At 74.4% G+C, this 12180-nt stretch carries 10 protein-coding genes; 2 read left to right on the plus strand and 8 right to left on the minus strand.

The window, feature by feature from the left end:
- Positions 1-23 precede the first annotated feature (23 nt).
- The 4 genes from ACN268_RS16045 to prmC form a co-directional block, all read right to left on the minus strand.
- Positions 24-2141 carry a transglycosylase domain-containing protein gene (locus tag ACN268_RS16045; RefSeq protein ID WP_421483878.1) on the minus strand — a complete coding sequence of 706 codons (2118 nt, stop codon included), beginning with the start codon at positions 2139-2141 and terminating at the stop codon, positions 24-26.
- Positions 2142-2308: 167 nt separating this feature from the next.
- Positions 2309-2920, minus strand: a complete 612-nt coding sequence (locus ACN268_RS16050) for a phosphotyrosine protein phosphatase (RefSeq protein ID WP_421483879.1) — start codon at positions 2918-2920, stop codon at positions 2309-2311.
- Positions 2921-3568, minus strand: a complete 648-nt coding sequence (locus ACN268_RS16055; protein WP_421486910.1) for an L-threonylcarbamoyladenylate synthase — start codon at positions 3566-3568, stop codon at positions 2921-2923.
- On the minus strand, positions 3568-4515 hold the full coding sequence (gene prmC / locus ACN268_RS16060) for a peptide chain release factor N(5)-glutamine methyltransferase (RefSeq protein WP_421483880.1): 948 nt from the start codon (positions 4513-4515) through the stop codon (positions 3568-3570). The genes ACN268_RS16055 and prmC overlap by 1 nt, the downstream gene beginning before the upstream one ends.
- Positions 4516-4590: 75 nt before the next feature.
- Between prmC and ACN268_RS16065 the strand changes: the two genes are divergently transcribed.
- The gene (locus tag ACN268_RS16065; protein ID WP_204926922.1) at positions 4591-6135 is read left to right on the plus strand and encodes a GGDEF domain-containing protein; all 1545 of its coding nucleotides are present in this window, start codon (positions 4591-4593) and stop codon (positions 6133-6135) included.
- Between the two features lie 71 nt (positions 6136-6206).
- Here the strand turns inward: ACN268_RS16065 and prfA are convergent, their stop codons facing one another.
- The 4 genes from prfA to thrB all read right to left on the minus strand — a co-directional run bounded on the left by prfA (position 6207) and on the right by thrB (position 11488).
- Entirely contained in the window at positions 6207-7295 is a 1089-nt protein-coding gene (gene prfA, locus ACN268_RS16070) for a peptide chain release factor 1 (protein WP_421483881.1), read from the minus strand.
- A gap of 121 nt (positions 7296-7416) precedes the next feature.
- Positions 7417-7641: a 50S ribosomal protein L31 gene (rpmE, locus tag ACN268_RS16075; RefSeq protein ID WP_088642795.1), complete on the minus strand. Its 225-nt coding sequence runs from the start codon at positions 7639-7641 to the stop codon at positions 7417-7419.
- Positions 7642-8140: 499 nt separating this feature from the next.
- On the minus strand, positions 8141-10249 hold the full coding sequence (gene rho / locus ACN268_RS16080; RefSeq protein WP_421483882.1) for a transcription termination factor Rho: 2109 nt from the start codon (positions 10247-10249) through the stop codon (positions 8141-8143).
- 294 nt (positions 10250-10543) lie between these two features.
- Positions 10544-11488, minus strand: coding sequence for a homoserine kinase (thrB, locus tag ACN268_RS16085; protein ID WP_421483883.1), 945 nt, complete (start codon positions 11486-11488; stop codon positions 10544-10546).
- A gap of 108 nt (positions 11489-11596) precedes the next feature.
- Between thrB and ACN268_RS16090 the strand changes: the two genes are divergently transcribed.
- Positions 11597-12145 (plus strand): hypothetical protein, encoded by a 549-nt coding sequence (locus ACN268_RS16090; protein WP_421483884.1) that lies wholly within the window; start codon positions 11597-11599, stop codon positions 12143-12145.
- Positions 12146-12180: the final 35 nt, after the last annotated feature.

Consider the following 12180-nt stretch of genomic DNA (forward strand, 5'->3'; position numbering starts at 1 on the left):
GGGGCGGGGGCGGGGGCGGGGGGTCAGTTGCCGTCGCGGGGGGTGGGGGCGAGCCGGTAGGTGACCGACTCGCCGGGCGGGACGAAGTCGCGGACCGGGCTGTCGGCCAGGGCGGCGGCGAGGATGCGGCCCACCGCGTCGACCATCCGGGACTGGACGGCGGCCCCGACCGCGTCCCGAGGGTCGTCGGGGTTGGCGGCGATCTGGGCAACCGCGAGCTGCGGGGTGAACGCCACCACCGACTCGGTCTCGTTCCGTTCCGAACTGCCGGTCTTGCCGGCCACCGGGCGACCCAGCCCCGGGCGGAGCTGCTCGGCCGTGCCGCCGTCGCAGCGGCGGTACATCGACTGGTCGCCGACCGGGCAGCGGGCCGCGTCGGCGGCGGCCCGGGCCACCTCGGTGTCGATCACCTGCCGACAGTCGGGCCGGCCGGCGGCCACCTCCTTCCCGGCGCTGTCGGTGATCGACACGACCGGCAGCGGCGCGCACCAGGTCCCCTCGGCGGCCACCGTGGCGTACGCGTTGGCCAGGTCGAGCGGGGTGGTGGAGGAGACGCCGAGGGTGAACGCCCCCCAGTCGCGCGCCCCGGACCGGGCCAGCTCGGCGTCGTCGGGGGCGCGGAACCGGATGCCCAGCCGCTCGGCCATCTCGACCACCCGGTCCGCGCCGACCCTCTCGGTGAGCCAGGCGAAGTAGGTGTTCACCGAGCGGCCGAACGCGGTCCACATGGTGCGGTAGCCGTCCATCCACTCGGGGGTGGCGTTGACCGGGCACCACCGGCCGCCGCAGCTCGACCGGGGGTCGTCGGTCGGGAACCGGGTCACGATCCGGCTCGGCGCGACGAAGGCGGTCTCCAGCGGCAGCCCGGACTCCAGGGCGGCCAGCAGGGTGAACAGCTTGAACGTCGAGCCTGCCTGGTAGCCCTCGATGCCGTTGCCACCGGCGACGAGCTGGTTGACCGTGTTCGGGTAGTTCCGCTGCCCGGCCGGGTTGGGGGCGACGCTGTAGTGGCGGTTCACCGCCAGGGCCAGCACCCGCCCGGTGCCGGGCTGGACCACCGCCACCGGCGCCGCCCGGGGGTCGTCCACGTCGTAGATGCCGGTCGCCTGGCGTACGGCGGCCCGCTGCACCGCCGGGTCGAGTGAGGCGACGATCCGGAAGCCGCCCCGACGCAGGGTGTCCTGCCGTTCGGCGGCGGTCGCGCCGAAGGCGGGCTGGTCGCTCCACCACTGGGTGAACCAGTCGCAGAAGAAGCCCCAGTCGTTGCGCTGCTCGGGCACGGCGGTGCAGTCGTTCGGCGTCCGGCTGGGCCGCAGATCGAGCGGTTCCTCGCGGGCCTGCGCCGCGTCGACCGGCCCGATCTGGGCCAGCGCCACCATCCGGTCCAGCACGTACGAGCGCCGGGTCAGCGCCGCGTCGGCGTCGCCGTTGATCGGGTCGTCGGTGTCCGGGGAGCGGACCAGCCCGGCCAGCAGCGACGCCTGGGCCAGGCTCAACCGGGCCGGGGTGGTGGAGAAGTAGCGCTTGGCCGCGGCGGCGATCCCGTACGCCCCGGCGCCGAAGTAGGCGATGTTCAGGTAGCGGGTGAGGATCTCGTCCTTGGTCAGCTCGCGCTCCAGCGCCAGGGCGTACCGCATCTCCTGGAGTTTGCGGGCGGTGCTGATCTCGGTGGCCTTCCTGCGCTGTTCCTTGGTCAGCCGGGGGTCGTTGCTGAGCACGTTGCGGACGTACTGCATGGTCAGCGTGGACGCGCCCTGCCGGGCCTGGCCGTCGCGCTGGTTGACGGTGAACGCCCGGACCACGCCCCGCAGGTCGACGCCCCGGTGCTGGTAGAACCGGGCGTCCTCGGCGGCCACGATGGCCTGGCGCATCACCGGGGCCACCTTGGCCAGCGGCACGTCCACCCGGTCCTCGGTGTAGAAGGACGTGATCAGGGTGACGCCGTCGGCGGCGTAGAGGGTGGACCGCTGGGCGGTGGGTGGGGTGCGCAGGGTGTTGGGCAGTTCGGCGTAGGACGAGGCGATGCCGCCGAAGCCGAGGCCGAACACCAGGGCGAGCGGCAGGGCCGCCGCGGCCAGCACCAGACCGGCGAGGACGCCGGCGAGCAGCACGGTGAACGCCTTGTGGAGGGCCCGGATCATCAGTACTCCCCGCAGGAGTCGTCAGGACCCGTTCAGCATGACCCGCAAAACCGCCCGAACTCTCATCTTTTCCCGAAACCGGAGGAACTTCGCGGGACGGACACGGCGCGCGGGACGGGACACGCCGCGCCGGTCACCCGGACGGGGCGTCCCTCAGCCGGCGACGGTCACGGCAGCAGCGCCGAGGTGAGCGGGTGCACCGTCTCCTCGATCTCGTCGGCCACCCGGCTGAAGCACTGGTCGCCCCGGCCCCACGGGTCGTCCAGGTCGTCGGAGTGCAGCGCGCCCGCCCCCTGCCGGGCCGCGTCGACCGCCGCCACCAGGGCCACCCCGCGGGCGTACACGGCGTCCGGGGTGGCGTCGGCCGGCGGCAGGGCGGCGGTGTCCAGCGCGCCGAGCAGCCTGCCGAACTCGCCCAGCACGAAGGTGCGCGACGCCGCGTCCGGGCGCAGCGCCACCACGTACTCCTGCTGGTCGGCGGTGGCGGTGAGGACCAGGTCGGCGGCGTCGATCAGGTCGGAGCGCAGCTTGCGGGCGGCGAAACCCTCGACGTCACCACCGCGACCGAGCACCTGCCGGGCGGCCGGCGGGTTCATCTCCTCCCCCGCGTGCCACCCGCCGGTGCCGGCGCTGTGGCTGTGCAGCAGCGCGTCCGCGTCGGCCGGGTCGACGCCGAGCCGCTCCAGCCGCTCGCGCACGGCGAGCACCAGCAGCCGTTCGGCCATCGGGGACCGGCAGATGTTGCCCATGCAGACGTGCAGGACGGTGAACGGCGGCACTCAGGCTCCCCGCTCGTCGAGGAGGTCCGGCGCGACGTCGCGGAGCTGGTCGAGGGTGATCGCGCCGGCCCGCAGCAGCCGGGGCGTCTCCCCGGTCAGGTCGACGATGGTGCTCGGCACCGGGTCGGGGCAGGCCCCGGCCTCCAGGTAGACCCGCACCGAGTAGCTGAGCTGGTCACGGGCCTCCTCAGCGGTCAACGCCGGCGACTGGCCCACCTTGTTGGCCGCGGCCACCGCCATCGGGCCGGTCTCCCGCAGCACCTCCAGCGCCACCGGGTGCAGCGGCATCCGGACCGCCACCGTGCCGTCGGCGTCGCCGCCCAGGTCCCAGGCGAGGCTCGGCGAGTGCTCCACCACGATGGTCAACGCACCGGGCCAGAACGCCTCGACCAGGTCACGGGCCGCGCGGGGCAGCGAGAAGACCAGGCCGTCGAGGGTGTGCCGGGAGCCGATCAGCACCGGCGGCGCCGCCTGGCTGCCGCCCCGGGCGTCGGAGAGGGCCTTGACCGCGTACGGGGTGAACGCGTCCGCGCCGATCCCGTAGACCGTGTCGGTGGGGAGAACGACCAGCTCGCCGTTCTTGACCGCCTCGATCGCCGCGGCGATGCCGCGGTCCCGGTCGGCGGGTGACCGACAGTCGTAGAGCATCACGAGGAGCCAGTCTGCCACGCCGACGCCCGGACGGCGTGCGGGCCGTCCGACCGGCGGGACGCGGTGGCGAACCGGGGCCGGCCGGCCAGGTCCCGGTGCGCCCGCACCGCCGTGTACCGGCCGTCGGCCGCCAGCAGCGCCGGCACCGCCCCGCCGTGCGTGTCGTCGTGCTCCACGCCCAGCTCGCCGTCGGGTCGCAGCAGCTCGGCCGCCCGGCGCAGCACCGGCCGCAGCACCGCCAGCCCGTCCGCTCCGCCGAACACCGCCTCGTCGGGGTCGTGCCCGGCCACCTCCGGCGGGACCGGCACCGACCGTGGCACGTACGGCGGGTTGCACAGCAGCACGTCCACCGCGCCGGCCAGGTCGGCCAGCAGCCCCGGGTCGGTGACGTCGGCGGCCACCACCTCGACCGGCCGGTCCCCGGCGGCGGCCCGCTCGGCGGCGTTGCGACGCAGCCACGTCAACGCGGCCGGGGACCGTTCCACCGCCACCACCCGGGCCGCCGGCACCTCCTGCGCCACCGCGAGCGCGATCGCCCCGGAGCCGCTGCACAGGTCGACCACCACCGGGTCCGGCCGGGTCAGCGCCCGCTCGACGCCCCAGCCGGCCAGCAGCTCCGTCTCCGGGCGGGGCACGAAGACCCCCGGGCCGACCGCCAACTCCAGGTGCCGGAAGCCGGCCCGGCCGGTCAGGTGCTGCAACGGCTCCCGGTCGGCCCGCCTGGCCACCAGCGCGTCGTACCGGGCCCGTTCGGCGGGGCTGAAGCCGTCGGTCAGGGCGAGCCGGCCCCGGGGCAAGTCGAGCACGTACGCGGCGAGCTGCTCCGCCTCGGACCGGGCCGAGGCCACCCCGGCGGCGGCGAGGGTACGGGCGGCGCGGGCCACCACGGGCGAGGTCCGCTCGTGTTCTGTCCCTTCGGACGGGTGGCGTGGGAGTGAGGTCACGCCATAATCATGGGGCGTCGTCGGTCCCGCCACGAGTGGGTGCGGCCGGGCGCACACCGACGGGAGGTTCGCCAGGTGGGGTGGCTCGACCGGGTCGATGACCAGGTTGACGCCCTCACGCATGCCCGCAGCCTCCAGGAGTCGAGCCGCTCGGCCGAGGCGGTGGGCGTCCTCGACCGGGTGCTGCGCACCACCGCCGACCCGTACACCCGGGCGGACGCGCTGGTGCAGCGGCTCTGCGCGTTGATCAACCTGGGCCGGACTGCCGAGTTCACCAGGGCCATCGAGGAGGCCTCCGGGGCGGTGCGCGACCTCCCCGAGCCCTACCTGCACGGGCACCTCAACGCGCTGGCCGCGCTCGCCGCGCACCACCAGGGCGCGCTGGACCGTTGCGTCACCCACCTGGTCCGGGCGGCGCGGGCGCTGGGTGCGGCGGAGGACCGGGACCGGGACACCGCCTGGGGCTGGCACGACCTGGCGATGGCCTACTCCTACCTCAGCTTCCACGGCTACGCGCTCGGCGCGATCGAGCGGGCCCGCCAGCACGGCGCCGCCGCCGGCATCCCCGAGGAGACCTTCGCCGCCCCCGGCATCCGGCTGCGTAACGCCGTCGCGCTGGACCACAACGGCGACAGCGACGGCTGCCTGCGGGTGCTCCGCGACATCGCGGCCGACCTGGCCCGGTTCGTCGACGACGGGCGGGCCGACCGGCTGCGGCCGAGCAGCCTCGCCGCGTACGGCTACGCGGCGGTCCGTCGGGCGGCGCTCGGCGACGCGACCCCGGTCGGCCCGGAGCCGGCCCGGCTGCTCGACCACGGTGGGGACAGCGCCCGCGCCCGGGACATGCGCCAGCTCGGCCACGTCTGTCTCGCGGTCGCCGACGGCCGTCCGATCGAGGCGATCACCCGCCTGGACTCGGCCCGGGTGTCGGCCGAGACGCTCGGCGCGGCGGAACTGTCCCGGCTGCGCAGCATCGCCTTCTCCCGGGCCGGTGACCACGCCGCCGCGCACCGCGCCGACCGGATGGCGTTCCGGCTGGCCGCCCAGCGCAACGACCGGCTGCGTGACGTCTACATCGACGGCATCGCGGCCCGCATCGACCACGAGGAGATGCGCCGGGAGGCCGCCCGCTTCGAGGGTGAGGCGCTGACCGACCCGTTGACCGGGCTGCCCAACCGGCGACGGCTGGAGCGCTACATCGGCTCGGTGGTGTCCCGGGGCGAGCGGGTGGTGATCGGGGTCTGCGACCTCGACGGTTTCAAGGCGGTCAACACCCACCACGGCCACCACTCCGGCGACCTGGTGCTGCAACGCATCGCCGGGGTGATCAACCGGGTGATGCGGCGGGGCGACTTCGTGGCCCGCTACGGCGGCGACGAGTTCGTGGTGGTGCTCTCCGGCGCCGGCATGACCGAGGCGGCCGAGGTGGCCCGCCGGATCGACGCGGCGGTGCGCACCGAGGACTGGGAGTCGCTGGTGCCCGGCACCCCGGTCGGGGTGAGCATCGGTTTCGCCGAGGTCGCCGGCACCGGTACCGCGCTGCGCGACGCCCTCGGTCTCGCGTTCGAGATCGCCGACCGGGAGATGCTGCGCGCCAAGGCCCGCTCCCGCGCCTCCTGAGACACCCCCCAGGGGCCCACCGGCCCGTCAGCCGCACGCCGGCGGGCCGCCGGGCCCGACCCCCGGTCGGGTCAGCGGCGGGTCAGCTCGGTGTCGCCGGCGAGGCGGGCGGCGCGGTCCGCCTCGGCGAGGGCGTCCAGCACACCGTCCAGCTCCCCGGCGAGCGCCAGGTCGAGGTTGTACGCGGTGTAGCCGATCCGGTGGTCGGTGATCCGGTTCTGCGGGAAGTTGTAGGTGCGGATGCGCTCCGAGCGGTCCACGGTGCGCACCTGCGCCTTGCGGGCGTCCGAGGCGGCGGCGTCGGCCTGTTCCTGGGCGACCGCCAGCAGCCTGGCCCGCAGGATGCGCATCGCCTGCTCCCGGTTCTGCAACTGGGACTTCTCGTTCTGGCAGGAGACCACCACCCCGGTGGGCAGGTGGGTGATGCGCACCGCCGAGTCGGTGGTGTTCACCGACTGGCCGCCCGGCCCCGACGAGCGGAACACGTCGATCCGCAGCTCGTTCGGGTCGATGGTGACGTCGACGTCCTCGGCCTCGGGCAGCACCAGGACACCGGCCGCGCTGGTGTGGATGCGGCCCTGCGACTCGGTGACCGGGACCCGCTGCACGCGGTGCACCCCGCCCTCCCACTTCAACCGGGACCAGACGCCGTTGCCGCCGTCCGGGACCCCCTTGGTCTTGATGGCCAGCGAGACGTCCTTGACCCCGCCGAGGTCGGAGTCCTGCGCGTCGATCACCTCGGTCAGCCAGCCGTGCCGCTCGGCGTACCTGGTGTACATCCGCAGCAGGTCCCCGGCGAACAGCGCGGACTCCTCGCCGCCCTCGCCGGCCTTGATCTCGATGATCACGTCCTTGGCGTCGTGCGGGTCGCGGGGGATCAGCAGCTCGGCCAGCCGCTCCTCCAGCGCCGGCAGGGTCGCCGCGATCGCGTCCGCCTCCTCGCCGAACGCCGGGTCCTCGGCGGCCAGTTCCCGGGCCGCGACCAGGTCGGCGCGGGCCTGCTCCAGCTCACCGGCGGCCTTGTGCAGCCCGACCAGCTCGGCGTAGCGGCGACCGACCCGGCGGGCGGTGTTCTGGTCGGCGTGGATGGCCGGGTCGGCCAGCCGCTTCTCCAGCTCGGCGTACTCGTCGAGGAGGGCGGCCAGGCGCTCGCTGCTCATGTGGGGAATGCTCCTTCGACGGGTCCGGCGACGGTGGAACGGGACACGGAGGTCACCGAGGGGCGCAACGGACGACGCCCGCGTCCGGCGCGGGGCCGGACACGGGCGTCGTTCGGTGGAGCTACTTGGCCTTCTTCGCCTGGACCTTGGCGTACTTCTGCTGGAACTTGGCGACCCGGCCCGCGGTGTCGAGGACGCGCTGCTTGCCGGTGTAGAACGGGTGGCAGGCGCTGCAGGTCTCGACGCTGATCGAGCCGCCCTTGGCGGTGCTGCGGGTCGTGAAGGAGTTGCCGCAGGAGCACTTGACCTCGGTCGTCGTGTACTCCGGGTGGATGTTGGGCTTCATGTCGCCTCGGTCCTTTCGTCAGGTGGTCGCCGGGTCGCCGCTGAACCCCCGCCGCCTGGTGCGCGACGGACTCGGGCGTGAACCGGAACCGGTGGCCGATTGACCAGTGTGCCATGGGCGTGAGCCGACCCGACGGGCGGGCCGCACGATCGGTCCGCCAGTGGTAACGACCCGCCCCCCACCCGCATTCCCGCCGCCACGGCCCCGCATTCCTGGCCCGGCCGCCGGACCGGGTGGGCTCCTCCCCCAGGTTCAGAAGCCCACCCGACCGGGCCGCCGGGTGGCGGACGCCTCCCCAGGTTTCCTCCGCCGCCCGTCGGTGGCCGGACCCCGACCGCCCGGCCGGGACCCGCTCGCCCCCAGTCAACCCGGCCGCGCACAGAATTTTCAAGAGCTGCCAGGCCCGTCGAAAGAAAAGTCCACAACCGCAATTCCCGGGTACGACGAAGGGCACGGCCGCTGCGGCCGTGCCCTTCGTGGCGGTCTCACCCGGAGCGGGTCACTCCCCCGGTGTCGACTTGGCGATCTGCATCAGGAACTCGATGTTGGTGCGGGATTGCTTGAGCCGGTCGAGCAGCAGGTCCAGCGCCGCCTGCGAGTCCAGCGAGTGCAGCACCTTGCGGAGCTTGTGGATGATGGCCAGCTCCTCCGGCGCGAGCAGGATCTCCTCCTTGCGGGTGCCCGAGGCGCTGACGTCCACGGCCGGGAAGGTGCGCTTGTCGGCGATCTTCCGGTCGAGCTTCAGCTCCGCGTTGCCGGTGCCCTTGAACTCCTCGAAGATGACCGTGTCGGCCATCGAGCCGGTCTCCACCAGCGCGGTGGCGAGGATGGTCAGCGAGCCACCGTTCTCGATGTTGCGGGCCGCACCCAGGAACCGCTTCGGCGGGTAGAGCGCCGTCGAGTCGATACCACCGGACATGATCCGGCCGGAGGCCGGCGCCGCCAGGTTGTACGACCGGCCGAGCCGGGTCACCGAGTCGAGCAGCACGACCACGTCGTGCCCCAGCTCGACCAGGCGCTTGGCCCGCTCGATCGCCAACTCGGCGACCGTGGTGTGGTCCTGCGGCGGACGGTCGAACGTGGCCGCGATGACCTCGCCCTTCACCGACCGCTGCATGTCGGTGACCTCTTCGGGCCGCTCGTCGACCAGCACCACCATCAGGTGGCACTCCGGGTTGTTGTGCGTGATCGCGTTCGCGATCGCCTGGAGCACCATGGTCTTACCGGCCTTGGGCGGCGACACGATCAGTGCCCGCTGCCCCTTGCCCAACGGCATCACCAGGTCGATCACCCGGGTGGTCAGGATGTGCGGCTCGGTCTCCAGCCGCAACCGCTCCTGCGGGTACAGCGGGGTGAGCTTGTAGAACTCGGGACGACGACGGGCCTCGTCCGGCTCCATGCCGTTGATGGTGTCCAGCCGTACCAGCGGGTTGTACTTGTCCCGCCGCTGGTCGCCACCGCCGCTGTCCCGGGCGGCCCGGACCGCGCCGGTGATCGCGTCGCCCCGGCGCAGGCCGTACTTCTTGATCTGCGACATGGAGACGTAGACGTCGTTCGGGCCGGCCAGGTAGCCGGTGGTCCGTACGAAGGCGTAGTTGTCGAGCACGTCGATGATGCCGGCCACCGGGACCAGGACCTCGTCCTCGCCGACCTGCGGCTCCCGGCCACCGCCGGTGTCGTTGCCGCCCTCGGCCCGGTCGCCCCGGCCCCGCCGACGGTCCCGGAACCGGCTGCGCCGGCCCCGCCGGCCGCCGCCCTCGTCGTCGTCGGAATCGTCCCGGTTGTCGCGGTTGTCGCGCTGACCGCGGTCGGCACCCCGGTCGTTGCGCTCGCCCCGGTCGTTGCGCTCGCCCCGGTCACCACGGTCGGTCCGCTCGTTGCCGCCGCGCTCGGCCCGCTCGCCGCCGGCCCGCTCGCCACGGTCGCCGCCGGACCGCTCGGCCCGGTCGTTACCGGCCCGCTCGCCACGGTCGTTACCGGTACGACCGGCACGGTCGTTGTCCGTCCGCTCGGCCCGGTCGGTGCCGGACCGCTCGCCACGGTCGTTACCGGCCCGCTCGGCCCGGTCGGTGCCGGACCGCTCGGCCCGGTCCCGACCGCTGCGCCCCTCGGCCCGCTCGGGACGCTCGCCGGCCTCGACCGGTGCCTCCTCGGTGCGGGTCTCGGCGGGTCGGGTCTCGACGGCCCGTGCCTCGGCGGCCGGCCGCGACTCGGCGGTGCTGGCCCGGCTGCGCCGGGTCCGGGTCCGGGTCTCGGGCTCGGTGGTGGCGGCAGGGGTGGCCGGCACCGGCTCGGCGGCCCGCTCCGGGGTCACCTCGGCGCGCACCTCCTCCCGGACGGGAGCGGCCGCAGCCGCCACCTCGGCCCGTGGTCGAGGGGTGCCGGTCGCGGCGCCGCCCTGCTGCCGCTCGGAGATCGCGCTGATCAGCTCGCCCTTGCGCATGCGGGCGGTCCCGGAGATGCCGAGCGACGCGGCCAGGCTCTGCAGCTCCGGCAGCAGCATCGCCGACAGACCGGTACCGCTGCGCCGACGGCGGGCGGGGGCGGCGGTGGTGGCATCGCCAGCGACGTTGGAAACATCCGACGTCACGTCGGTGGTGTCGCTCAATGGATTCCTTCCCTCGATAGGCCGGGACTGCCCGGGATCGACAAGCAAGGTGGCCGGGCGGCCTCGGTGCACCCGCCTCGCATGACGCGTCGCGGGAGTCTGTGGCACAGCAGCCGGGCGGTTTCCCAACTCACCAACGTCGGTGAGCAGGTCTCGCCGTCTGCGGCGACCTGCGGAAACTGCGGTGCGGCGTGGGCCTTGGCAGGGGTGACGGGCTGACCGCCGAGAGCTTCGGGGTGCGCCGACCCGCAGAGAGATCGCGTGCTTCGCGGCTGTGCTGAGTCTAGAGCGTAATCAACTCTTCCGACCTGCGGCAACAGGGTCCCGCTCGGCGTGTCCAAGTCTACCCTGTGCGAGCGTCGCTCCGCGCGCCTCTACCGGCAACCGCCAGACTTCCCATTCTGTTCCCGGGTCGAACCCGTCGGGCGGCGCGGTGAACGCCAGCACCGTCGGGCCCGCCCCACTGACCACGGCCGCCACACCTGCCGCACGCAACTCGCTGACCAGGGCTGCGGTCGATGGCATCCCCGCCGCGCGGTAGTCCTGGTGCAGCCGGTCGACCGTCGCCGGCAGCAGCAGCTCCGGCGCGGCGGTCAACGCGTGCACCAGCAACGCCGACCGGCCCGCGTTCAGCGCCGCGTCCCCGTGCGGCACCGTCGCCGGCAACGCCGCCCGCGCGGTGGCCGTCAGCCCCCGCTCGGCCGGCACGAAGACGGTGGGCGAGACCCCGGCCGCGACCGGCAGCGAAACCGCCCGGCCACCTGTCGGCTCCGTCCAGGCGACGGTGAACCCGCCGAGCAGGCACGGCGCGACATTGTCCGGATGCCCCTCGATCCCGGCGGCCAGCCGCAGCACCGCGGCGTCGTCGAGCCGCTGCGCGCCGTCGACGACCAGCCCCCGGGCCAGCAGCACCCCGGCCACGATCGCCGCCGAGGAGGAACCCAGGCCCCGGGCCTGCGGAATCCGGTTCACGCACTCCAGGGCCAGCCCCGGCGGCTGCGCGCCGAGCAGGTCGAAGGCGGCCCGCATCGCCACGACCACCAGGTGCCGGTCGTCCGGCGGCAGGTCGCCGGCGCCCTCGCCGGTCACCGCCACCCGGACGCCGTCCGGGGTCACCTCGGCGGCCACGTCGTCGTGCAGGGCGAGGGCGAGCCCGAGGGCGTCGAACCCGGGGCCCAGGTTGGCGCTGGTGGCGGGCACCCGCACCCGCACCGGCCCGGAGGTGAAAGTCGTCGGCACAGGATCATGCTAGGGCCCGGGACCGTCGGCGTACCCCCTCGCCCGGACGGTGGAACTGGATCAGCTCGGTTAGCCTGACGCCGATCCATCGACCGGTCGGGAGGCGACGTGGCAATGCTCGGTTACCGGCTCACCCAGGTGCTGGGGCACCTGCCCATCCTGCTGACCCTGCTCACCGTCCTGGTGCTCGGTGCCACCGCCGGCCGCCGGCTGCCCGGCCGGTCCCGCTCGTTCCTGCTCGCCGGGGCCGTCGTCCTGCTCCTGCTGGAACTGCTCACCACCGCCTGGGTCGCGGCCCTGCCGGACCTGATCCGCTCCGGCGGGATCCGCCAGTACCAGACCATGAGCTTCGCCGTCAGCATCGTCGGCTGGATCGGCTACCCGGTCGGCCTGGGCCTCGTCGTCGCCGCCGTCTTCGTCGGACGCCGCGCCGCGTCCCCGTCCCCCGTGCCCGGTCAGCCGTGGGGCACCTGGACGCCGCCGGCCGGTGGTGTCCAGGCCGGATACCCCGGCGGCCCGCCGCCCGGCTACCCCGCCGGTCAGGCCACGGAGCACCCGGGTCGGGGCGCCTGGGGCGGGAGCGACCACCCGCCGGCCGCCCCGCCGCAGGCCGACCCCCCGCCGGCCGCCCCGCCGCAGGGCGACCGCGCCGACTGAGGCGACCGCGCCGACTGGGCCGCCCCGCCCGCCGT

The organism is Micromonospora sp. WMMD735 (assembly GCF_049178995.1).
In the GTDB taxonomy this organism is placed as follows: Bacteria; Actinomycetota; Actinomycetes; order Mycobacteriales; family Micromonosporaceae; genus Micromonospora; species Micromonospora wenchangensis.

Coding starts and splice junctions, on each gene's coding strand:
- ACN268_RS16045 (WP_421483878.1), bottom strand. CDS start 2,141: ATGATCCGGGCCCTCCACAAGGCGTTCACCGTGCTGCTCGCCGGCGTC.
- ACN268_RS16055 (WP_421486910.1), bottom strand. CDS start 3,568: ATGCTCTACGACTGTCGGTCACCCGCCGACCGGGACCGCGGCATCGCC.
- prfA (WP_421483881.1), bottom strand. CDS start 7,295: ATGAGCAGCGAGCGCCTGGCCGCCCTCCTCGACGAGTACGCCGAGCTG.
- rpmE (WP_088642795.1), bottom strand. CDS start 7,641: ATGAAGCCCAACATCCACCCGGAGTACACGACGACCGAGGTCAAGTGC.